This is a genomic window from Paenibacillus sp. FSL H8-0261 (assembly GCF_045040645.1).
Taxonomy (GTDB): Bacteria; Bacillota; Bacilli; order Paenibacillales; family Paenibacillaceae; genus Paenibacillus_AQ.
This window is the reverse complement of the sequence record NZ_CP150297.1, coordinates 6,723,190-6,746,896: the sequence shown is the minus strand read 5'-3', so window position 1 is coordinate 6,746,896 and position 23,707 is coordinate 6,723,190. Positions and strand designations below refer to the sequence as shown.

Here is a 23,707-nt window from a genome sequence, read left to right as displayed (position 1 = left end):
TTTATAGGGGGAAATGTCTTGTTTAATCTGGTCAAACAGTGGTTCTGGTACGATTGGCTCGTCCTCCTGATTCGGATTTGTTTTTCTACTTCTTTATTGATCACCATGTGTTATCTTTCGGACGAGTTTACGATTCCTTTCTGGATCGCGTTTGTTTGGGGTCTGATCGCTTTTTCAGTACCTTGGTTTTGTTTGCAGCTGCATTATAAATATTATCTGATTGCAGAGATCCTTATTTCGGGTGGTCTATGCTTATATTTGGCTGCACTATTTCCGGAATCCTATGTAACTTTTTTACCTACTGCTTTTATGATTGCCAGCAATAGTGCACAGAAGTCCTATCGTTGGTCAGCACCGATTACGGTTATTTTGATTCCAATTCTGTTGTCTAGGTTGTCGCAGCAAGTGGATGCTGTATCGATGATCTTGAACATTGGTTTGGTGTATACACTTGGCTTCGCCTTTCATTTACTAATGGTTAATCACAAGCAGAGCGGAATCATTAAGGATCAGAATGCGGTCTTGGAGCAGTATATCTCACAAGTCGAGCGTATGACACTTCTGGAAGAACGAGATCGGTTGTCCAAAGATTTGCATGACACTGTAGGGCATTCTTATACTTCAATTCTTATGGGGCTGGAGACTTTACGTACTGAGGTGAATACCTCTGAAGGAGAGCAAAAGATAGATTCCTTATTAAAGCTAACTCGCAATGGCTTGGATGATGTGCGTAAATATTTGCACCATGTGGGCTCTTCGCAGGATTCATTGACGCTTATGCAGTCCCTGCAGAAATTAGTGGATGATTTCCAGACCTTTTCGAAGGTTCAGGTTCGTCTAAGAACGTTCGGAGAGGCTTATACAATATCCAAGCAGGCTAAAATGACCTTATATAGATGTTTGCAAGAGTCGATAACCAACGCTGTTCGTCATGGTCAAGCCAGTGAAATTGTCATCACCCTGCATTACGAGGAGAAGTTAATTCGACTGGAAGTGCAGGATAATGGATTAGGCACTGAAGATTTAAAAGCAGGATTTGGTGTGAACGCGATGAAGGAACGTGCTTCCAACCTGCAAGGCCAAGTGTATCTCTACTCTAAGCCAGGGGAAGGAACCTTAGTGACCTGTAGTTTACCAAGGCTTGAAGAGATACAGGAGGAAATGATTCGCTTATTGCTGGTCGATGATCAACCTTATATCCGGGATAGTCTGCGAATTATTTTAGAGCAGCAGCCCGATTTTGAGATCATTGGGTTAGCTGAGAATGGTGAACAAGCAGTAGGCTTCTGTGAGCAGGAACAGCCTCATGTGGTGCTGATGGACTTAAATATGCCTGACATGGACGGTGCGGAAGCAACGAAGCTTATTAAGCAAAAGTGGCCAGGGGTACGAGTGCTGATCCTGACTACTTTTCAAGAAACGGGTTTGGCAGTCGAAGCACTGCAAAACGGGGCAGATGGCTACTTGTTAAAGTCTACTGAACCGCAGGAGCTATTCGAAGGGATACGTCTCGTACATCGGGGTGTGAAGATGATAACACCAGCTATTACGAATGTATTAATTGATCATTATGAGATGCATCCAACTTCTGAAGCGCAGACTGAGCAGAGTAATGAGTATGGGCTGACCCCGCGCGAGCTGGAAATTCTAGAATGCCTGTCAAAGGGCATGCGTTATAAATCCATTGCAGCTAAATTGTATTTGTCTGATGGAACGGTGAGAAATTACGCTTCTACCATCTATGCTAAGCTGGGTGTACGGAATCGCGAAGAGGCTGTTGAGAAAGCCTTTGGCACTTTGGAATAACTAAAACCGAATGAACTGAAATTGTAGAGCGAGCACCTTGTTGTCTATTTTCCCTTGTGGGAGTAGGCCGAAAGGTGCTTTTTTGTATGAAATAACTGTCATATGACATTATGGCACTGGTCGATTTTACATCAGGAGCTCTAACATAGGATTTACGAAGATGAACAAATTTTTAGTGCAGAGAGGAAGAGGAGAATATGAGTCAAATGATCCGGAAGCATGTGAGGAATTTCTGTTTCTTATTAATTACTTTTGCCACAGGGCTATTTTACTTTTGCTTTTATTTGGTAGGCATCACTTTTGGGGTCGCGATGTCCTTCACCATAGTAGGGATTCCGATCCTTTATTATGTTTTGCGTTCTACGGAGACTTTTTTACAGCATGAGCGAATTCGAACGAAAGTCTATACGGATATCTCCGTTCGGACGCTTCCAACTCGATCTCAAGAACAAGGAAACATATGGGAAAAGGTTAAGGCGGAGCTGTCCGATGAGCATAACTGGAGAGCAATTATAGGGTTGATGCTGCAACTTGGAATTGGAATGCTCAGTCTCATATGTGCAACTCTTTTTTATTTGTCCCCTATTATTCTCTTGTTGTCACCTATCTTGTATTTCATCGATATCTCTTCTATATCGTTATTCGGGATTGAAAATAAAACACTCAACACCTCACTTCTGTTCATGCTGTTAGGCGCGGTATCTCTTTGGATAGGTGCTTATCTTGGCAACAGTTTAGTAAAGATGATCGGCAGGTATACGCGACGTTTAGTGAAAGATTTTGCTAGAAGATAAACTTTTACACGAAAGAAGGAAGATTAATGGTAGCCTCAGTTTCATTTATAAAATTATTCTCGCAATCTCTTTGGATGATGTGGGAGAACCTATTTGCTATTGTCACCAAATTCCGCAGTCAGTCCGTGTGGAGATACGGGATATGTAAATTGGTCGTGTTAAAGTATCACGGTGAAAGTATAGTCTGCCAAGATGGACATCAGATTCTTCCCGGAGATTGGGTGGGTGAACTTCATCTGGATAATCGTCAGGTAGTGCAGCTTACGCGTACCCTGGGCGCTGATCGGGCCGGAATTCGAACTGCACGTATGCTTCGCGAGGCCATGAAGGAGATTAGTCGTGAACTAGATAGCAATCCAGAACTAAGCAAAGTGCAGGCGCTAACGGGGATTACGCTACTTCACCGGGGGATCATTCATGGAATAGGGTTTGAGCAGCATCCTATCAAGTCCAAATGGCAGCGGCGATGGTTCGGAATCTATCTTCGGTTCTTACTTCGGATGCTGCATCCGGAGGGGAAACATCGCGTTGAGGACAGCACGGAGAAGTTGTCTCCTAAGATGCTCGTGCTTAGTAAGCAGTCTTTGAAAGCGCGGTTTGCTCCTCGAAGGAAAGAGGCGGTTTCCTAATGTGGACGCTCCTTGTTTTAGCTATAGATGCGATTATTCTTTATATGATTGTTCCGTTTGTGATTACTCGAATATTGGGATGGGGTGTTGTATCCAGAGGAAATGCCGCGAAGGAAGTTGCCTTTACTTTCGATGACGGACCAGATCCATGCTATACCCCTGAATTATTGGACTTGCTGCATGAACATGACGTTAAGGCAACTTTCTTCGTATTAGGCAAAAGGGCTGAGCAATACCCGGATTTAATCCAGCGAATGCACTGTGAAGGACATCAGATCGGCATTCATAATTATACACATACGCCTAACTGGATTTACTCTCCATGGACGAATAGACGGAAGCAAGTAGATCGAACAGCTGATATTGTCGAGCGGATTACAGGAGAGCGGCCTATCTTGTATCGACCACCATGGGGGCTCCTTAATCTAGGCGATCTTGTCTTTCTTAGACGTTCTTATCGGGTAGTGTTGTGGTCTGTAATGGTGGGAGACTGGAAGGCGTCTGTTAGCGCAGCCCAAATAAAGCATGACTTATTGGAAAAGATAAAACCCGGTTCTATCATCGTTCTGCACGACAATGGTGATACACCGGGGGCAGATCGAGAAGCACCGCTGAACATGATCACCGGACTGGAAGAGGTCTTAAAGGAGATTCCTAGAAGGGGGCTGAAGAGCCAGCGAGTGGATGAGCTACTGAACAATGAAGCTAGTCGCATTGGAGAAGCTAGGTCCAGCGTCAAACATCACGGTCAGATTAATCTGTAGCTATGGATGACATGAAGTCACTAGATTGGAAGGGAATTCAGACATTGAAGAAGAAAACCGTTCGAACCATCGTTATGACCGTTTCTGTAGTATACATGGTGTTGATTTTTGCAGGTCTATGTATGTACACATTTTCTAAGTTTAATGAAATTCTCAGTCATGAAGTTGAACAAAAGCTTAACTATAAGGTGGAGCTTACTTCTACTAAACTGAATAGTCGATTGTCGAATGATTTCGAGAAGAGCTTGGCTGAAATGAGTGAGGAGGATGCAGGTTATTATTTTGTCATAGATAAAGCTGGTCGATATGTAGCAAGCCAGAACCCTAAGCAAGATATAGGTAAAGCTATATTTGATGAACCGGACATACAGTTGCAAAAGGTTGGTCAGGTCATAGCACAATCTACGGGAACTAGTGGTACGGAAGACTCGAAGAATGTTTATGCTTTTACAAGGATCGGCGATACAGATTACAAGCTAGTGCTGGTGATGCCTGTAAAACAGATCTTGGAGCCAATGATGAACAACCAATATTTAATTATTGGCGGTTTTGTTATCGCTTTGATTATTTTTATTGTCTTACTCTTCATTATCTTAACCCGACTTATTGTACGACCGCTGCGAAGAATCAATGAGCATGTAATGGAGCTTGTTGAACACGGAGGCGATCTGACTAAGAAGCTGGACATGAAGCGTAATGATGAGATTGGGATGTTGGCGTATTCCATGAATCAGTTTCTGGATAACATTAGGGCCATCGTCGGGAATGTCACTTCACAGGCCAATCATCTGAATGAAAATGCAGAAATACTTCAAGTTTCAGCAGAGCAGACAAATGAGACATCCAAGCAAATTACCACGATTATTACGGATATGGCTGTGAGGTCGACGGAGCAAGCAGAACATGTGCGGCAAGTACTCACGATGATGGAACGGACAGGGGAAATCTCTGAGGAAATTATGCAGGAAACGGTAAAGACAGTTCACGATTCCAATCATTTAATAAAAGCGGTGCAAACTGGCCAGCGTGCAAACCGGGCATCTGTAGATCACTTGGAAACTATGGTTAGTTCCATTGAGCGTTCAACAGAAACCATTGCACAGCTGAACAGCCGATCCAGCCAAATCGGTGAGATCATTAACGTGATTTCCGAATTGGCTAGTCAGACGAATCTACTCGCGCTAAATGCAGCCATTGAAGCGGCCCGCGCTGGAGAGCAAGGGAAAGGTTTTGCAGTAGTTGCAGGAGAGATCCGTAAGCTTGCTGAAGGTTCCGAAAGAGCAGCCGAGCAGATTGCCGAGCTTGTTGGCGCAATTCAAGCGGATACGAATGCAGCGGTCAAAACGATGGAATCGAGTCAACAAGTGGTCAATCAACAGAATGATTTAGTATTACAAGGGCAACAATCTCTGGAGGAAATCGTTCAGAAGGTTGATCTAACAACCCAAAGCACGCTGCGCATTCAAGGCATATTTGGTGAGTTGTCTACAATGTCACATCAATCATTGAAGGCTCTAGTGCAATCTTCGCAACTCATTGATCAGTCGGCATCGTCCTCACAGGAAGTAGCGGCTTCCACGGAGGAGCAACTTGCGACTATCGATGAGATGACGACCAAACTAAGAGAACTCAGCGAGTTATCTGTATTTTTAAAGTTAGAAGTTGGGATATTTACGATATAGTCTTATGCTAAAAACCTTTCAAACATTTTTTATATAGGAAGGGCTATGGTACCATTTAGGATAAAGTGGTTCGCACCTATATTAAATCGTTGAGAAAAGGATGGGGTAGCATGTTGAATGCTTCTTACTGGTTAACCAATATAAGATTAGAGCAGGGTTATGTTATTGAGGATGGACAAGTGGTTGGTACAGATACGAAGGTTTGTCATATCCGAATTGACGGGGATAACATTTCAGAAGTGGTTGGAGCGGACGTAGAGCTTCGGAGTCATCTACCTAAATATGACTGCAAAGGGTTATTGATGCTTCCTTCCTTTGAGGAGGCACATATCCATTTAGACAAAACATATTTCGCTGGACCATGGAAAGCGGTAAAGCCTGCTGCCGGTGTCTTTGAACGCATTGAGGAAGAGAAGGTATTATTGCCTAAGCTGCTGCCTATGGCGAGACAACAAGCGGAGAGCATCTTGACGCTTATACAGCGTTTCGGTGCCACACATGTGCGTAGTCATTGTAATATTGAGCCTGTCAGCGGTCTGAAGCGTTTAGAGGCAACCCTGCAAGCATTGGATACCTTCTCCGGCAAAATTTCATCTGAAATTGTAGCCTTTCCGCAGCATGGTCTGCTTCGCTCTAATTCTGTTGAATTAGTAAAACAATCCCTAGCAGAGGGGGCAACCTATGTAGGTGGTGTCGATCCATACTCAGTGGATGGAGATATCGAGAAGTCACTCCAGACCATGGTAGAGCTAGCGGTAATGAATAATGCTGGCATTGATCTTCACTTACATGATGGAAAAGAAGCAGGAAAGCAGACGTTGTCGCGTTTGGCTGATCTCACAGAAGAAGCTGGCTTGCAGGGCAAAGTGACCGTTAGCCACGCATTCTGGTTCGCAGGTGCATCGCAGCAGGAAGCAGAAGAAATGGCTGCACGAATGGCATCACTTGGTATGGGGATTGCATCCACAGTACCTATTGGCAGAATGATGATGCCACTACCAATGCTGCAAAGCCAAGGTGTACAAGTGAAACTGGCAACAGATAGCCTTACGGATCACTGGTCACCTTTTGGAAATGGGGATCAATTGGAGAAGGTAGGACGTTACGCAGAGTTATATGGGTGTAGTGATGAACGGTCATTATCGCAATCCCTAGGATTCATAACGGGAGGGATAACGCCGCTTGGACTAAAAGGTGAACAGGTGTGGCCAAAGGTAGGAGACACTGCAAGCTTTGTGCTGCTGCATGCGAGCTGCTCGGCCGAAGCAGTAGCAAGAAGAGCGGACCGTCAAGCGGTATGGTTCGAAGGGCGTCTCGTGAGTGGATCATTATAGGGACATGAGAGGTGGATGACATGCTCATCTCTAACCATTTACAACAGTATAAAGCAGCGATGCTCTCTCTTCCGAAGGGGACCGTGCTATCGAAAGATGATCTGCAGGTGGATAAGCTTCTAATGAAGCGAAGCGGGAAGCTTGAAATGTACTATGCACCGCACAATGAATACATTAATCCATCTGTAAAGGTGATTATTATCGGACTAACACCCGGTTTTACACAAATGAGAATAGCCATACAAGAAGCAGTCATTGGGTTGAAAGCCGGGCTTTCAGATGAAGAGGTATGCAGAAAAGCAAAAGAAGCGGCGAGATTCGCAGGCTCCATGAGGAGTACGTTAATTCACATGCTAGATACACTTGGGCTTCATCAGTACTTGAACCTTACCTCTTGTGACCAATTGTTTCAGAAGCAGCAAACAAACCTGCATACCACCTCTTTATTGCGTTTTCCTGTATTCGTAGAGAAGAAAAATTATAATGGGGCATATCCTAAGCTACGTTCAGATCCGTTCCTTAGTGAATGTGCGCTATTGTCGTTAGAGCAGGAGCTGGGCATCCTGAGCCAAGCTTTAATTATTCCCTTAGGAAAAACGGTGGAGGAAATGCTTCAGCTTATGGTATCTGAGGGTAAGCTCGATGATCACCGCTGTTTATGGGGATTTCCTCATCCTTCTGGAGCGAACGGACATAGATTTAAGCAGTTTGCCAGCCAGCAAGAGGACATGACAAAGACGCTCCAAGATCATTTATGGAACGTCTGAGTGATTGATCTTATCGCAACGATTAATTCTAAGGAGCAAGGCAGTGGAGAACCTATCGGCCAAGCGACCAAAATCGTTGTAGAAAACTAATTTACATGAAATCGAAGAAATAACGGATGACATGGAAAAAGACCGGCGAGGTGTAGGTCAAGCTATCCACACGGCTTAAATAGCTTTCTTTTAAAGCTACGAATTTATCGCCATCACCGATGAGCAAATCTCGCTTCAGCACGGAAACCGTTAAGCTACCCAAGAAGCCGCTCAAACTGATTAGCATGCCTGACAGGAAACCGAAGATCGGGTTGAGCGGCGTCAGGTAGGGATAGATCAAATAGGAAACTCCGGTTGTTACGACAAATGCACAGGCAAAACCTTCCCAGGTCAAAAACGGGTTGGCGGTTGGAACCACTTTGCGCTTTCCCAGATAGAGGGATGCCAGATAGTGGATCACGTCATTCAGCTGTGTCAGCACTACTAGGAATAATACAAGCCCCGCCCCATACTCCGGTGTAGCAAATTGAAAATAGGCTAAGTGACTAAGTCCGAAAACCATTAGCATAAGTCCCCATTGCGTTGAACTAACGCTGCGTAGAAAACCGACTGTTCCTTTATTGATCAATCTAGGGAGCGGTAGGAGTAAGAATACATAGACCGGAATAAACACAATAAACATCCCGTACCACTCGATATAAATCCAGTAGAACTGTAGAGGAATAGATAAGTACGCCCACAGAAATAGTCTGCGGTCGGATTTTCGCGACTTTATCATGGAGAAATATTCTTTGAGTGCGAAGAAGGTCAGCACCATTAGCGCCAGTAGTGAGACGACTGGATTAAAGAGAGTAGCCAAACAAAAGATAAAAAGCATTCCCCACCAGGTTTTGATGCGGAAGCCGATCCCTGTATAGTCTTTACTGGGCTGTAATTTGCCTATAACTACATACATCAAGTGAATGGCCGATAAGGCCGCAAAAATCAGGATTACTGTTAATAGAGAGCGGTCGATAGCTAATCACCAACTTGTCGTAGAGTAGATTCCATTAATGGGTTCATATGTTATTATGAAGGAAACGTTCAATCTTGATAAGGGGAAAATTGTAAATGGCAGATGATCCATCGGTCTTTATCTTGCTTACGAATACCGGAACGCTCTTTACGAAGCTTATTCAAGGCTACACGAGAGCTCCTTATAATCATGCCTCGATCTCCTTTAATCGGGAGCTTTCCGAGTTATATAGCTTTGGCAGAAAGCACCCGAGCAACCCTCTAAACGGAGGATTCGTGAAGGAAGATATTAAGACAGGCACATTCAGCAAATATCCAAATACGACGTGTGTTCTATATGAACTTCAAGTTACAGCCCGTGAAGTGGAGAAAATGGAGCGGGTACTCAAAGTCTTTATCCGAAGCCGGCAAAAGTATCTCTATAATATTCTCGGTGTGATTGGTATCGCTCTGAAGGAACCTGTTGAATTCAGCAACTCTTATTTCTGCTCACAATTTGTAGCGGAAATTCTGGAGAGGTCCGGCATTAAGCTATGGAACAAGCTGCCTGCGCTCGTAACGCCAGATGATTTTCGGCAAAGCGATCGGCTGAAGCTGATCTATCAAGGCAAATTAAGTGAGTACGAACCTAAAAGCTAAGGGAGAGTATTTGGATGAATAACAAAGAACGGTTCTCAAATCGGGTAGATTCGTATGTGAAATATCGCCCGAGTTATCCTAAAGAAGCCATTGATTATTTATACAATACGATTGGGCTAAAATCGAATTGTGATATTGCGGATATTGGCGCAGGAACAGGAATATTCTCAGCACTGCTTCTGGAGCGCGGGTGTCGCGTGACTGCCGTTGAACCAAATCCGGAAATGCGTACAGCTGCGGAGGAGAAGTTCGCAAAGGATAACCATTTCCGCGCATTGCCTGGGTCTGCCGAGAAGACAGAATTGCCAGACCAGTCTGTAGACTTTATCGTGTGTGCCCAGGCGTTTCACTGGTTTGATAGGGATGCAGCGCAATTGGAATTCAAGCGGATTCTTAAACCGGGTGGAAAGGCAGTTCTGATATGGAATTCTCGGCGTACTTACGGTACCCCATTTCTGGAGGAATATGAGCAGCTCGTGCAAACCTTCGGCACCGACTACACTCAAGTTAATCATAAGAATATTACCCCTGAAATCCTCAGCTCCTTTTTTAAGGCAGGGCAGATGCAAGTAGCGCACTTTAGCAATCAGCAGGTGTTTGATTTCGAGGGATTAAGCGGACGGGCGAGATCATCTTCCTACATTCCGGCCCCCGGAGATCCACGTTACGAGAATATGATGACGGAGCTGAGGAACCTATTTGAACGAAATAAACAGGATGATAAAGTGTTTTTTGAATATGAGACCGAGGTCTATTGGGGCGAAGTATAGTAAATGAAATCAGCATATTAAAAAGACTCAAATCCTAGTGATAACAGGGATTGAGTCTTTTTTTACTTTTAGTTACGAAAGATGAACGTAAAAGGTGGTGGATTCGCCCACCGTGCTTTTGGCGTAAATTTTTCCTCTATGAGGTTCAACGCTGTATCTATCTTCAGCATAAATGAGACTGACCGTTCTGGAGGTTGTTAGAAGTAATCTAGTTTCTATTCACTGGGGTGGAACCCAACTCAATCGGTTTATTAGAAGTGTTGATAACTACATTGTGTGAATTAAAAGACAGAATTTGAATCAGCTGCTCTGCCATATGGTTCGCAGTATATTTGAACCCTCCCTTTACCCATTCCATGATTAATCCAAATAGAGCATAGGCCGTATAGCTAGAAAATAATTCGATATTTATATTGTTATTAGTATTATTAACCGCGACTAAGTCCTGCTTGGTTAGCTCCTTTAAGATGTCACAAATCTTATTTTGAAACCCGGGCAGAACATTGGAATTTACAATGATGGTATAAAAATTAGAGTAGGAAACGACATGCTCAAAAATTTTGATGCTAGAGGTAGTAAGCTCACTCAACATGAATTTATCTGTATGGAGATAGGGATCTTTATAAGCCTTAACTAAATCCTCCAGCACATCATCAATCAGCTCATTCAGAAGTTCTTCTTTGGTTTGATAATGCTTATAGAAGGTTCCACGGTTTAAATCGGCTAGGGTAACAATATCGGTTATCGTAATGGTGCGGAAATTCTTTTTTTCCATGAGTAATATCAATGCATTTTTTAGTTCTTTCTTCGATTTACTCGTTCTTCGATTTTTAAGCAACAGAAGACCACCTAACTGTCTATTTTCTATTCCTATTTCAACACAATTCCAAGTTATATATATTTATGAACATTTGATGTCTCATTTGTATATTGATAGTTAAATTGCAGAAGATTAAACTTGAGTAGAATAAATTTTAAGTGATTTAGAGATTTTATAAAATATAAGGAAGTATAAGTTTCACGCTATACTTTATCCTTATATTTCTCGCATATACGCTTACCGTCCCATTAAGGACGCCGAAGGCGTTTTTGCTTGTATTAATACTTACATTATAGATAAACGTAAAGGAGACTTCCAACATGAAACTTCAAGACAGAGTTGCAGTTGTTACCGGAGCAGCCTCGGGTATGGGGAAATCTATCGCAGAGTTGTACGCTAAAGAAGGTGCTAAAGTAATAGTAGCCGATCTTAACCTCGAAGGTGCGGAACAAGTCGCAGCAGGAATCGTTAGTAATGGTGGAGTAGCTAAGGCGTTGAAAGTAAATGTTGCTCTAGTCGAAGATATCAATAACATGATTGATACCGCAGTAAATGAATATGGAACGCTAGATATACTAGTGAATAATGCGGGTATTATGGACGGCTTTGAGCCAGTTGGTGATATTAATGATGAGAGATGGGATCTTATCTTTGACATCAATACCAAAAGTGTAATGCGGTCTACACGTAAAGCGCTACCTATTTTCCTCGAAAAAGGAAAGGGCGTTATTGTGAATACCGCTTCTACCGGTGGCGTAAGTGGTGCTCATGCTGGAGCAACTTATACTGCCTCCAAACATGCAGTAGTAGGCTTGACGAAAAATACAGCTTTTATGTATGCCAACAAAGGCATTCGTTGTAATGCCATCGCACCAGGAGCTACTGCCACTAACATTAGTGCTTCTATGAAAAATATTAATGAGTTCGGCATGAGCCGCACTCAACTAACACAGGCTGTAATTCCTCGTGTAGGTTCACCTGAAGAAATCGCACAAGTTGCGTTATTCCTGGCTTCAGATGATTCCAGCTTTGTAAACGGAGCAGTCCTCGCTGCCGATGCGGGATGGACTTCAGCATTCTAAAATTAGATATCATAAAAACTCCGCTAGAGATTACTCTAGCGGAGTTTTTTATGCTCTTGATATTTCCAGGTTAACCCTTCAAAATAGAGAGAATGCTAACTATAGAGGGAGTTATATGAAATGAACGATGTTAAGGCGCGGAATCATGTAAAAGTGATTGGAGAAGGAGAAAGAACCATCCTTTTTGCACATGGATTTGGGTGTGACCAGAGCATGTGGCAGTTTATCACGCCTTCTTTTGAGAAGAAATATCGAATCGTTCTATTTGATTATGTAGGTTCAGGTAACTCAGATTTAAGTGCATATACAACAGATAAATATCACACGCTCCACGGCTATGTACAGGATGTATTGGATGTCATCGAAACGTTGGAACTCAAAGATATTATTTTTATAGGTCATTCGATTAGTTCTATGATCGGGATGCTTGCTTCGATTGAGCGGCCGGATTATTTTGATAAAATGATTATGATTGGTCCTTCTTCATGTTATTTAAATGAGGGGGATACTTATTTCGGAGGCTTCGAGAAGAGCGATATTACTGAGCTTCTGGAGATGATGGAGATGAATTTCGCTGGCTGGGCTAGCTTTATGGCACCTCTTGCTATGAACAACCCTGACCCGATGTTAACGAAAGAGCTGGAGCGCAGCTTTATCTCGGCAGATCCTGTTATTGCAAGGGAATTTGCAGAAGTTACGTTCTTTTCAGATCATAGGGAAGATCTACCTAAGGCTACAATCCCTACACTTATTCTACAATGCTCGGATGACAGTATCGTACCTATAGCGGCTGGAGAATATCTACATAAACACTTGAATAATAGCACCTTCCGGTTAATGGAGGCTAAAGGGCATTACCCGCATATAAGCCATCCTGAGGAGACCATCACTTTAATTAATGAATATCTTACGTAAGCTAGATTATGCTGTGTTGAAAGGATATTTAGATCATGGATGACCGATTAAGATATGCGCCTTGTGGCTATGTTTCTATTACTCATGAAGGAATAATCAAGGATGTAAATCAGACGTTCTTGGACCGTATGGGGTATAAGCAGGTTGATTTGGTGCATAAGCATTTTGAATCTATCATGTCTACGGCAAACAAGCTTATTTTTCATTCATACTTCTATCCTTTTATCAATCTGAATGGACACGTAGAAGAGCTATTTATCAATTTGAAGGACAGCAAGGGACAAGCCGTCCCTTACTTGTTAAATGGCAGACGCCTTGAGTGTGAAGGTGTAGAGGTCATTGATTGTATCCTGGTACAGATGGGAAAACGCATTGACTATGAGCTGGAGCTTCGGTCAGCCAAGAAGCAAATAGAAGTAGCTTACTGGGAAAAGGATCAGGCGCTTGCCGAGCTCAAGCGAATTCATTTAGAAATTGAACAGAAACAAGCCGAGCTGCTGGAGATGAATGCCGTTTTAGTAGAATTATCTAATACAGATAAGCTGACTGGGCTGAAGAATAGAAGGTTTCTTCAAGAGAAGCTGGAAGAGCAGATTGTAGGGTATGGCCAAGTTCAAGCAGCATTTTCGCTGTGTATTATAGATATTGATCATTTTAAAAAAGTGAACGACACCTATGGGCATCAGACAGGTGACTATGTACTGGAGAAAATGGCGAGTATCTTGAAACTGCAATCTCGTAAAGAGGATATGGCGGTTAGATATGGCGGTGAGGAATTCATACTTCTTTTACCTAATACAGACATCTCGGAGTCAAAGACTATAGCTGAGAATTTACGGCAATCTATCGCGTATTCAACTTGGGAAATGGGCCGGATTACGGTGAGTATTGGTATAGCTACATTTATTCCAGCTGATTCAGAAACCACCCTTCTGCAAAAAGCTGATCAAGCGCTCTATGCCTCTAAAGAACAGGGGAGAAACCGCGTCACGCATAGCATAGATTTGAATGAAAAGCTTCTTTAACCGGGGGCTTTTTTGTTATTTATAAACGATACATCCTCTTTGCTCTAATTGCTCTAAAATATCTGTTCCCTTCAAGCTGTGATTCCATCTGAGATCCAGTTTCTCTAATCGTTCAAGCTGTAAAAGGGAATTCGGGATTTCTTGCAGGTTATTATCTCTTAAATCAAGCTCAACAAGGCTGCTTAATTGACCTATTTCCTCAGGCAGCTTATTCAGTTTATTTTTTCGAAGGTTAAGTCTTCTTAACTTGCTTAGTTTACCGATGGATGAGGGCAGTTCAGTGATTCGATTATCACTCATATCGAGTATCCGCAGTTCTTCTAAAGCACCCAAATGCTCTGGCAATACGACCAGTTGATTACCGTAAAGATGAATCTCTCTTAACCCTTTTATTTGTGTGATCGAATCAGGTAGACGTTCTAGCTGATTATAATAAAGCCGCAATTCAATTAGACTGCTCATTTCGCCTATACGGGTAGGCAATTGCTTGAGATGATTATCTGTTACGTTCAGATACTTGAGTTTCTGGAGATTACAAAGCTGCTCCGGCAGCTGTTCGAACTGATTATTACTTAGGTATAGAAAAGAATCCAACCCCCGTAGTCCTCCTATGCTTTCCGGCAACACCTTTAGTCGATTATGGCCTAAATCCAACATTCTTAGGTGAACTAAGCGACCGATGTTCTCGGATAACTGTTCGATTTCATTACCCGCATAATTAAGTACCTCTAATTCGTCATGAGGGAAGAGCTGGTCAGGGATTTCTTTAAGATGGTTGTTGTACATGCTCAGTTCTAGTAGAGGATTGCTCTCAAACACGACTTCTGGCGTTTCGGTAAGCCCTTTTCCGTCAAAATTATATCTCATCAATGGATCTCCTTTTTAATTCGTATTGGCATCGAGCCTATGTGACAACGTTACGATAGAATATAACAGGATGATGATTTATTATCAGTATGTTGGCATACAAAACTATGGAATGTGTTAGAAAGGAATAATGAGATGGAAGCTTCTTTTTGGACTGGCACTCGCTTTTTTCAGGGTTTACCCTCGGAGAAGACCGAGGCGGTCTCAGGATTATTCACTTATAAGGCATATTCTAAGGGGACCCTGGTGTTTGCAGAATCAGATCCGGGGGATCATGCCTACATTATCTATTCGGGGATTATAAGGGTGTACGCTACCACGAAAGGGAAAGAGCATACCGTAGATCTTTTTGGAAAAGGCGATTTCTTTGGCGATCTGGAAGTGATCCATCCCTCCAATATAAGAGTGCTGTCTGCGGTGGCTATGAATGATACAGTATTATTTGAGATTAAACGTGAGCCTTTTGAGCAGATGCTTGCCGATTACCCGTTGATTAAGGAGCAATTGATGCTGCTGCAAATGGACCGTTTATTTTTATCGAATCGGTTATTACATGAAATGAAATTTCATGATGCGAGAGCGCGTGCGATATTTACACTAAGAAGACTATACCAAAGATTCGGAGTAGAGGAGCAAGGCAAACAGAGGATTGATCTTCGATTGACCCATCAGCAGTTCGCGGATATGATCGGAACGTTAAGGGAGACGGCTACCCTTGTGCTTAAAGATCTGCAAGAGCAAAAGATTATTGATATTCAACATCAGCAGATCACCGTGTTAGACCCGACGTATTTACTAGAGTATACGGATTTCGATTGAGAAGAGCAGTTCCGGGATCTTTTTCAGAGAATTGATTATTAAAGGGGTTATGAATGTGGCATGTAATCATTGTGTAGTAAGAGAGTTGAATTTTGAAATCAAGGCTCATGGTGAGCTTAATCTAAGGATTTTACCTGAGGTTATTCATCACTTGAGTAGAAGTAATACGATACATAAGGTAGAAGAAAATGTGATTACGATCAAGGAGGCTGGGGTGCGGGATTTTCTAGATTTCTGTAATGACCATATGGAGTCGGAGCAGTTTGAATTCCGTATAGATGACCAAACATGGAGACCTCTATCCGAATTACCCACTGTACTTGATATGGAGTGGATTGATGAGGTTATAACTAAGGGCTTAGTTACTTGTCACTTCCAACCGATTGTGAACGTACGGGAAGAGATTTTTGCATACGAGCTCCTATCCAGATTTAAAAAAGAAGATGGGTCCCTTATCTATCCTAATGAGATTTTTGCGGCGGCACGGAATCGTGGGCGTTTATATGCTTTAGACCGGTTATGTAGAATGACTGCTGTAAAATATGCTGCACCCTTAAATAAAAAAACGTTTATTAATTTTATCCCAACGTCGATCTACGCGCCAGAGTTCTGCTTAAGATCAACCGTTGAACTGGCCAATCAATTAGGCGTCGATCCCTCTCTTTTTGTCTTTGAAGTTGTTGAGACGGAGAAAGTGGATGATCTCGCTCATTTGAAAGCTATTTTGACATATTACAAGGATCGGGGATTTGAATACGCTTTAGATGATGTTGGCGAGGGCTTCAGCACGATCGAGATGTTGTTGGAGCTTAAACCCCATTACATGAAGCTGGATATGAAATATGTTCAGGGTGTGTCCAGCGATCTGAACAAACAGAAAATAGCTAAACAATTTTTAGAAAAAGCTTTAGAAATCCAATCCATTCCTTTAGCAGAAGGTGTGGAGTTTAGAGAGGACTTTGAATGGCTTAAGCAGAGTGGCTATCAGTTGTTTCAGGGATATTTATTTGGAAAGCCTGATCCTATTCCCAAACAGTGATCCTAATGAGTATAACTCCGTCTAGAGGATGAGATGAATTTCAGGTCAGAGTCTGAGTACAGCCAACCCCCGGGGTTGTATAATTAAGGTAATTGAGAAGGGGGACGGGATGGATATGAAATGGCATAAGTACATCACACACTGGGCGGATTCTAGAGGGTTAGGTGGACGAGAAATTGATTATCAATGGCCGTCTCCATCATTTCCGGTGGTAAGTATTCGCAGCAATTTGGGTCGATACTCAGGTCAGGGGTATGGTCACGGAAGCAAGCCACAAGTGAAGACAGCTGTTGGATTAATTGCTATTGGAGATGTAGCTGTAGGCTTGATTTCCATAGGTGCGATAAGCGTAGGGGTTCTATCCGTGGGTGCAATATCACTAGGAATGTGGTTAGCCCTTGGAGCGATAGCAATTAGCTGGCTTGGCTTCGCAGCTGGGGCGATTGCCATTGCAGGAGTGGCTGTAGGAGCGATCGCGATAGCCGAAAAAGCGTTGGGAGCTGTCGCCATAGGTGATACGGCATTTGGGGCGGTAGCCATAGGACGGATTGCTGGGGGAGCAGTAGCTATTGGCCAATGGGCATATGGTCTAATCGCAGTTGGCGAGCATGGCTTCGGGTTAATTCCCATCACGGGCGATGTGTGGAATTGGTTCCGGCGTTTGTTTGGTGCGGGGAGTTAAGTAGACCTCCAGTCCTAAAGTTTCCTCTCTCTTTCGGGATACTCGATAAAGAATATCTATCACGATATAAAAAGTAATTGCAATTACCTATTCGGATTTCATACCAATTAATCATGCGATCAGATGTAGCGTTATGTTACTCTTTGTAATGTATTCGAAACTTCATAGGCAAACCTATGGAAATGTAGGGACGCAAAGCTATAGGGACTAAGGTTATCATAACTATTGTCAGCCAGCTGCCAAAGAGTGTATTACGCTTTTTGTTAAAGTTTAATAAAAATTAAGTCTTAGTTTTTATGCGACTTTATACGCAATCAAGCTACTCTTTTGGGGTAGTTTTTTTTGTGCCTATTTTTAGGCACGGAAGAGATTCATATTACATCTGGGGGGTAGAAAAGATGAAAAAAATGATTGCGATCGCTACATCAGCAGCCATGTTAGCTAGTTTTTCGAGTGAGGCAGGTTATGCTTTAGCAAGTGATGTAAGCAAGGTAAGTGTAGTAAACACTGTAGTACAAAGCAAGGCTGACCTATTAAGCAATGCGTCAGTTATTCCGTTTGATCTGTACGGCAAGGCTATCCTAGGCGCTTATAATGATGTTTTTAGAATGAATCCTGCGAATATTAAATCCATTACCAATAACGGTGGTAACTACTCAGGTTCACCTATAGCTAAGGCTATGGATGGCGATATGAGTACGCATTGGGAAACGGGTAAACCGAATAGTTCAACGTTTACGAATGAGGTTGTCTTTGTTTTCAATGAGTCCACTGAATTAAATAGAATCGTATATGCTGCAAGACAATCCAGTGCAAAGGGGAAGGGGTTTGCTCAGGAATTTGATATTTATGGTTCAACTACGGATGCAGGCGATTATACGCTAGTATCCTCTGGAGAATATAAAGGCGGAGCAGGTGACGTAGTAGAGATTGAGTTTGCACCCACAGCCTTCAAGAGACTTAAATTTGTCTTCAAAAAAGCTAACCAAGATTGGGCGAGTGCAGCTGAGTTTTCTTTTTACAAAGAAGATACCGTATCCGCTAAAATGAAAAATTTATTTACAGATGATACCTTGAGTCAAGTTAGCGCAGCATTTAATACGGTGGAGAAATTAACGACTTTAGAACAAGAAGTGCAGACACATCCACTGTACGCGCAGTTTCAAGCAGATATAGAGAATGCAAAAGTACTTCTGGAGAATCATCAAATAGAGGCAACAGCGGCTAAGGTTTCGAAGCTAAAAGGCTATGGTACAGCATATGAAAATGCCTATAGCGAAGCTTATAGAATGCCTAACTCTAATGTATCAAAAGTAACGGTGAACGGTGGGAGCTATCCAGGTACGAAACCGGAATACATGCTCGATGACCAGCCGAATACACACTGGGAAACGAACAAAAACAATGATGACAGCTTCACGAATGAAGTTGTGTTTGAGTTAGCGCAAGCGAAAATACTAGATAGAGTGGCTTTCCTGGCTAGAGATAACCGCAAAGGCTTCCCAGAGGCTTTTGAAATTTATGCATCAGAAACAAGTAAGGGAGAAACCTTCCAGCTCGTATCTAGCGGAACCGCGACTAGTACGAATGATTTTCTGGAGTTTAAATTCGAACCTACGAAGTTTAAAAGATTGAAATTCAAGTTCACAAAAGCCAATATCAACAGACCTTTTGCGGCTGAATTTAGATTTTATACAGAGGATAAAGTAAGCGAAGCTGTAAATGGTATTTTCACAGATGGCACGATGAGTGCGGTTGTTCCTGCTTATAATAGCGTCGAAGCAATCAATGAATTAGAAGAAGCGGCAAAAGTACATCCGCTCTATCCAATCCTGAAAGATTCTTTGGATTTAGCTAAGAAGCTAGTGAATGGTGAAGTTCAAACTGAAGGCACCATCATTGAGGCGGAACAACGTGGAGATATGAAAAAGCATGCGCAGGAAAACCTGAGAATTGGTTTCGGTACGAACAACCAGCCTACAGGTCTCGTTGCAATGCCTGGAGATACGATCAACGTTTATGTGGACGCAGCTTCGAGCGATAAACTACCTTTTTTAGTCTTTTCTCAACAAGAGGCCGCTTGGAATGTTTGGGCTAGAGGTGTGCAATTGCGTCCAGGTAAGAATATTATAACCGTTCCTGAATTTGCTACGAATAGTTATTATGCACATGAAGTGACTAAAGGCGGTACAGTGTATATCGTCAATCCATATACAGCAGAGGAACAAGGTAAAGCACCTATGATCCGGTTCGAGGGGCTTACCAAGATCCCTATGATGACCAGGACTACAGATCCTGAACAATTTAAAGCCTTCTTAACCACCTATAAACAAAAATTAGATGAAGATAAGGCAGCGCATCCAAATGTTCAAGATCGCGAGCTCATCGATGTGGTGGAAATGGTCAGCGATCATGTTATTTTCACAGGAACTGCGACAGAAGCTTATAACAAGTTTATTACGCAAGGAAATGACCCGCTGGGTACCGTCACCGGCTATGATACTTGGATGAAGACGATCTTTGACTTCTATGGCTTGGATGGCAGTAGTGTGATTCATGATGCGAAGCTAATTCGTGAGAACATCCGATTGATGCAGCCTTATGGTGCGATGTATGCAGCGGGAGATCATACCGGGATACAAATTGGGACCGTAGGGACGATGTTAGGTGATTTTAACAAAGTCTATCCAGGCTGGGGATTGAATCATGAAATAGGGCATCGCTTGGCGATGGGTGAACGAGAATATGGTGAAGTAACGAATAATATGGTGTCTATGCTGATGTCAGTCTATGCGGACTCGATGGATACTCGTATTCCTTTTGAAAGTGATATTTATAAATATGTAATCGAAGAAAATAAAGTGGTTATGAATCAGCAGGGCTTATTTGCACAGCTCGGTGCCTATTGGCAGTTAGAATTGGCGCATCCGGGTTACTGGACAGAACTGACCAAGCTGTACCGCGAGCGGAAGGTCTCCCTTCCGAACGGCGACAATTCCAAGCAGCAGTATTTGGTGGAGTTCTCCTCTGAAGTGCTGGGGTTAGACTTAAGTAGCTATTTTACCAGACATGGCTTCACTGTGAATCCTGAAACGAAAGAGAAGTTAGCTAAATACCCAGCACCGAAAAAGCTCTGGTATTTAAACAATTCAGTGGTTCATTATGAGGGAACAGGAATAGCAGATAAGAATGTTGCGATAAAGGTTAATATCACGCCTAACGCTACTGCTAAATCAAACACCTTAAGCTTCAGTATGGATAAGGATCTTAAAAAAGATTTCTTAGGATATGAAGTGTATAGAGACGATAAGTTAGTAGGGTTTACAGGGACTGACCAGTTCGTGGACACGAATGTAGATAGCAGCATCAATTATACGTACAAGATTGTTGGTTATGATAAGAAGCTGAGCCCACTGAAGCCGGTACAGGTTAAAGCCTTCAAGCCAGCGTTATCTGTTGAAGATCAAATCACGTTAAAGCTTAATCAAGCCTTTGATCCGATGAACTATGTAAAAGCGACTAACTACCAAGGAAACGATATTACTGCTAATGTCACCCTGAAAGCAAATACCGTTGATGTAACGCAAAAAGGCGACTACGAAGTGGTATATGAAGTGAAGAATGAAGGGGTTACAGAAACCAAAACTACACTGGTTACGGTAACGAGTGACTATACTTATCTTTCGGATCTTAATGCCAAGTCAGTCGTTGTTGGTTGGGGTGAATTAAAGAAAGACAAAGCCGTTTCTGGTGGAATCATCACCCTTGTTCGACAAGGGTTAGCTGCGACCTATACCAAGGGAATCGGTGTACATGCGAACTCTGAAGTTATTTATGATATTGAGAGTAAAGGTTATGACTTCTTTGAAAGCTACATCGGGATCGATCAAGCGATGAAAGGAAAGCCATCCTCTGCAACCTTTGAAGTATATGTAGATGGAAAGAAGAAATTCGGGAGCGATGTTTTCCGGGCAGGGACAGAGCATGAATTTGTGAAAATACCTGTGACAGGCGCGCGCGAAGTGAAGCTGGTTACCACAGATGCTACAGACGGCAATGCTTCAGATCATACGGTATGGGCGGATGCGAAGTTTACGAATACTTCAAGCAAGCCTACTATCACAGTGCCTGAAGAGACAACGTTTATTAAGCTGAACAGTGAATTTGATGTTTTGACCGATGTTACAGTCCTTGATAAGGAAGATGGTAACTTGATTGGAGCCGTTGAAGTAAGTCCGAATGGTTTTACTTCAAGTAAAACAGGCACTTACAACGTCGAACTGTCAGTTACAGACCGGGATGGGAATACAGCTGTGCAGACCAGAACAATCGTTGTGTATAGCGCTAGTAAATACTTGAGTGATACAGCTTGGCAGTCGGCAAGAACGGATTATAATGTTGTTCGTAAGGATAAGGCAAGTTCTAACAATCCGATTAAACTACTTGTAAATGGCGTAACCAAAGAGTTCGCTAAGGGCTTAGGAACGCATGCTAACTCTGAGATTGTATATAATCTAGCGGGCGCAAACTATGAATATTTTGAAACGTTTGTAGGGGTTGATAGAAATATCCCGGAGCAAAACAACTCTAGTGTGATCTTCAAAATTTTCGCCGATGGGGTAGAAGTGTATAACAGCGGACTGATGAAATTTGGCACGGAAGCCAAACTAGCTCGAATCCCTGTGAAGGGTGTAAGTGAATTGAAATTGGTATTAGACAATGCAGGCAACGGAAATGCATCAGATCACGGTGATTTCGCTGATGCGAAGTTTATAATTCTGAACAGTACCCCGGAGCTTACCATAGCTAAATCAGTATCTACCAAAGTGGGCCAAGCGATAGCAGTAGGTGCAGACTATTCGGCAACAGATTCAGAAGATGGTGACTTGACGGCACAAGTAAGGGTTACGGGTGAAGATCAAGTTAAATTTAACAGAGCTGGAAAGTATCCGATCACGTACACTGTAACCGATAGTGATGGGAATATGACGACAAAGACTAGAACGATTGCCGTGGTCGATATGACAGACTTTACGTATCTAACGGATTACGACTGGAATTCTACTCAGAACAGCTATACCGCACCTTTGAAGGATAAATCTATTAGTGCCAATACGCTGAGATTAACCGATGAGAGCAATCAAGTAGTGTCCTACGAGAGAGGGATTGGAGCACACTCTAACTCGACGATTGTATACGTTCTAAGCGATAAAAACGCGGACTACTTCACTTCCTATGTGGGTGTAGATCGACAAATGTATGGTACGGTCGGTTCGGTGAGCTTTGAAGTGTTTGTCGATGGAGAGAAGAAATTCGATAGTGGGGTTATGGGCTCCAGAGATCCGCAGAAGTTTATCGAATTGGATATTAACGGAGCTAAAGAGCTGAAATTAGTCGTTACAGACGGCGGAAATGGCAACGGATCTGACCATGCTACATGGGGAGGAACCAAACTACATTTTGCGAATGGAGATCACCTATTCACTGGAGATCTGGAGCAAGCCATTGCGGCGGCAAAAGCAATTTCTCTAGAAGGCTTCACGGCTGAGAGTATTGCGGCATTTACGGCAAGCCTTTCGAGTGCAGAAGCGGCTTTGACTAATCCTTCTGTCACACAAAGTGAAATAGATGCAGCCTCAGCAGCGTTACAACAAGCAACAGAAGGTCTGACCGAAATAGACCTTACGCAAGTCATTACCATTGCGGACAAATATTTAAGTGCTTCGATCAAGACTACGTTAGGCGTAACTGGAGAACTAACGCTAGGGGATATGTATAACCTTACAACGTTAACGAGCGAGACCGGAAGAGCTAGATCCTTGGAAGGTCTACAGTATGCTAAGAACCTAGAGACACTTGATATTACTGGAAATGAAATCACTGATTTCTCCCCACTACAAGGGTTAACTAAACTAACGAGCTTATTGGCTGACCCTCAAGTGGTAGAGGTGGGAGGATTAAAGGGACCTGTGGTTGAATGGACCAATCCGGTGAAAGGGCTCGATGGCAGTAAAGTGATCCCTAATTCAGCAGGGGTCAGAAACACTGGAACATCTAAAGAAATCATGTTTGATATGAATGAATGGGCAGCTAATCCTGATGTGTTCACTATAGACCTATCGAACGAGGAGAAGGGAACTTACATGCTGGGGTTAACTTACCAAGTCGCAGGTAATCTCGTGCAATTAATTTCTTTTATTGATAACAATTAAATCCCATAGGCAGAAAAAAACAGGCGAATTGTGGTATATCCAACCATGATTCGCCT

At 42.8% G+C, this 23,707-nt stretch carries 19 protein-coding genes and 1 riboswitch; of the genes, 16 read left to right on the top strand and 3 right to left on the bottom strand.

Annotated elements, in window-relative coordinates:
* Positions 1-18: 18 nt before the first annotated feature.
* From MHI27_RS30045 to MHI27_RS30015, 7 genes are all read left to right on the top strand, one after another.
* Positions 19-1,806, top strand: a complete 1,788-nt coding sequence (locus tag MHI27_RS30045) for a response regulator (protein WP_405175287.1) — start codon at positions 19-21, stop codon at positions 1,804-1,806.
* Positions 1,807-2,003: 197 nt separating this feature from the next.
* A complete protein-coding gene (locus MHI27_RS30040; protein WP_405175286.1) occupies positions 2,004-2,600 on the top strand; it encodes a sensor domain-containing protein in 597 nt (198 codons plus the stop codon).
* 26 nt (positions 2,601-2,626) lie between these two features.
* Positions 2,627-3,229, top strand: a complete 603-nt coding sequence (locus MHI27_RS30035; RefSeq protein WP_042192898.1) for a YkoP family protein — start codon at positions 2,627-2,629, stop codon at positions 3,227-3,229.
* Positions 3,229-3,993, top strand: coding sequence for a polysaccharide deacetylase family protein (locus MHI27_RS30030; RefSeq protein ID WP_405175285.1), 765 nt, complete (start codon positions 3,229-3,231; stop codon positions 3,991-3,993). The genes MHI27_RS30035 and MHI27_RS30030 overlap by 1 nt, the downstream gene beginning before the upstream one ends.
* Before the next feature lie 44 nt (positions 3,994-4,037).
* Positions 4,038-5,675 carry a methyl-accepting chemotaxis protein gene (locus tag MHI27_RS30025; protein ID WP_405175284.1) on the top strand — a complete coding sequence of 546 codons (1,638 nt, stop codon included), beginning with the start codon at positions 4,038-4,040 and terminating at the stop codon, positions 5,673-5,675.
* 110 nt (positions 5,676-5,785) lie between these two features.
* Positions 5,786-7,009 carry an amidohydrolase gene (locus MHI27_RS30020; protein ID WP_405175283.1) on the top strand — a complete coding sequence of 408 codons (1,224 nt, stop codon included), beginning with the start codon at positions 5,786-5,788 and terminating at the stop codon, positions 7,007-7,009.
* Positions 7,010-7,029: 20 nt separating this feature from the next.
* Positions 7,030-7,776: a uracil-DNA glycosylase family protein gene (locus tag MHI27_RS30015; protein WP_405175282.1), complete on the top strand. Its 747-nt coding sequence runs from the start codon at positions 7,030-7,032 to the stop codon at positions 7,774-7,776.
* 91 nt (positions 7,777-7,867) lie between these two features.
* Here MHI27_RS30015 and MHI27_RS30010 read toward each other — a convergent pair whose 3' ends face one another.
* Positions 7,868-8,782, bottom strand: a complete 915-nt coding sequence (locus MHI27_RS30010; protein ID WP_405176823.1) for a phosphatidate cytidylyltransferase — start codon at positions 8,780-8,782, stop codon at positions 7,868-7,870.
* A gap of 95 nt (positions 8,783-8,877) precedes the next feature.
* Here MHI27_RS30010 and MHI27_RS30005 point away from each other — a divergent pair, with 95 nt between their 5' ends.
* Positions 8,878-9,420: a hypothetical protein gene (locus MHI27_RS30005; RefSeq protein ID WP_042192886.1), complete on the top strand. Its 543-nt coding sequence runs from the start codon at positions 8,878-8,880 to the stop codon at positions 9,418-9,420.
* Positions 9,421-9,434: 14 nt separating this feature from the next.
* Entirely contained in the window at positions 9,435-10,190 is a 756-nt protein-coding gene (locus tag MHI27_RS30000) for a class I SAM-dependent methyltransferase (RefSeq protein WP_076298036.1), read from the top strand.
* Positions 10,191-10,398: 208 nt separating this feature from the next.
* Here the strand turns inward: MHI27_RS30000 and MHI27_RS29995 are convergent, their stop codons facing one another.
* Entirely contained in the window at positions 10,399-11,028 is a 630-nt protein-coding gene (locus MHI27_RS29995; RefSeq protein ID WP_405175281.1) for a TetR/AcrR family transcriptional regulator, read from the bottom strand.
* Between the two features lie 302 nt (positions 11,029-11,330).
* Between MHI27_RS29995 and MHI27_RS29990 the strand changes: the two genes are divergently transcribed.
* The 3 genes from MHI27_RS29990 to MHI27_RS29980 all read left to right on the top strand — a co-directional run bounded on the left by MHI27_RS29990 (position 11,331) and on the right by MHI27_RS29980 (position 14,032).
* A complete protein-coding gene (locus MHI27_RS29990; protein WP_042131593.1) occupies positions 11,331-12,092 on the top strand; it encodes an SDR family oxidoreductase in 762 nt (253 codons plus the stop codon).
* Between the two features lie 120 nt (positions 12,093-12,212).
* Positions 12,213-13,007: an alpha/beta hydrolase gene (locus tag MHI27_RS29985; RefSeq protein ID WP_341051146.1), complete on the top strand. Its 795-nt coding sequence runs from the start codon at positions 12,213-12,215 to the stop codon at positions 13,005-13,007.
* 35 nt (positions 13,008-13,042) lie between these two features.
* Positions 13,043-14,032: a sensor domain-containing diguanylate cyclase gene (locus tag MHI27_RS29980; protein ID WP_405175280.1), complete on the top strand. Its 990-nt coding sequence runs from the start codon at positions 13,043-13,045 to the stop codon at positions 14,030-14,032.
* 15 nt (positions 14,033-14,047) lie between these two features.
* On the opposite strand, the gene MHI27_RS29975 is transcribed toward MHI27_RS29980, so the two are convergent.
* The gene (locus MHI27_RS29975) at positions 14,048-14,899 is read right to left on the bottom strand and encodes a leucine-rich repeat domain-containing protein (RefSeq protein WP_405175279.1); all 852 of its coding nucleotides are present in this window, start codon (positions 14,897-14,899) and stop codon (positions 14,048-14,050) included.
* 135 nt (positions 14,900-15,034) lie between these two features.
* Between MHI27_RS29975 and MHI27_RS29970 the strand changes: the two genes are divergently transcribed.
* The 4 genes from MHI27_RS29970 (at position 15,035) to MHI27_RS29955 (ending at position 23,651) form a co-directional block, all read left to right on the top strand.
* On the top strand, positions 15,035-15,718 hold the full coding sequence (locus MHI27_RS29970) for a Crp/Fnr family transcriptional regulator (RefSeq protein ID WP_341129441.1): 684 nt from the start codon (positions 15,035-15,037) through the stop codon (positions 15,716-15,718).
* 49 nt (positions 15,719-15,767) lie between these two features.
* Positions 15,768-16,757, top strand: coding sequence for an EAL domain-containing protein (locus MHI27_RS29965; protein ID WP_405176822.1), 990 nt, complete (start codon positions 15,768-15,770; stop codon positions 16,755-16,757).
* 109 nt (positions 16,758-16,866) lie between these two features.
* Complete coding sequence (locus MHI27_RS29960; RefSeq protein ID WP_231573362.1) at positions 16,867-17,439, top strand: hypothetical protein; 573 nt, start codon at positions 16,867-16,869, stop codon at positions 17,437-17,439.
* Between the two features lie 157 nt (positions 17,440-17,596).
* Positions 17,597-17,683: riboswitch (cyclic di-GMP riboswitch) on the top strand.
* A gap of 154 nt (positions 17,684-17,837) precedes the next feature.
* Positions 17,838-23,651 (top strand): NPCBM/NEW2 domain-containing protein, encoded by a 5,814-nt coding sequence (locus MHI27_RS29955; RefSeq protein WP_405175278.1) that lies wholly within the window; start codon positions 17,838-17,840, stop codon positions 23,649-23,651.
* The last annotated feature ends 56 nt before the right edge of the window (positions 23,652-23,707 follow it).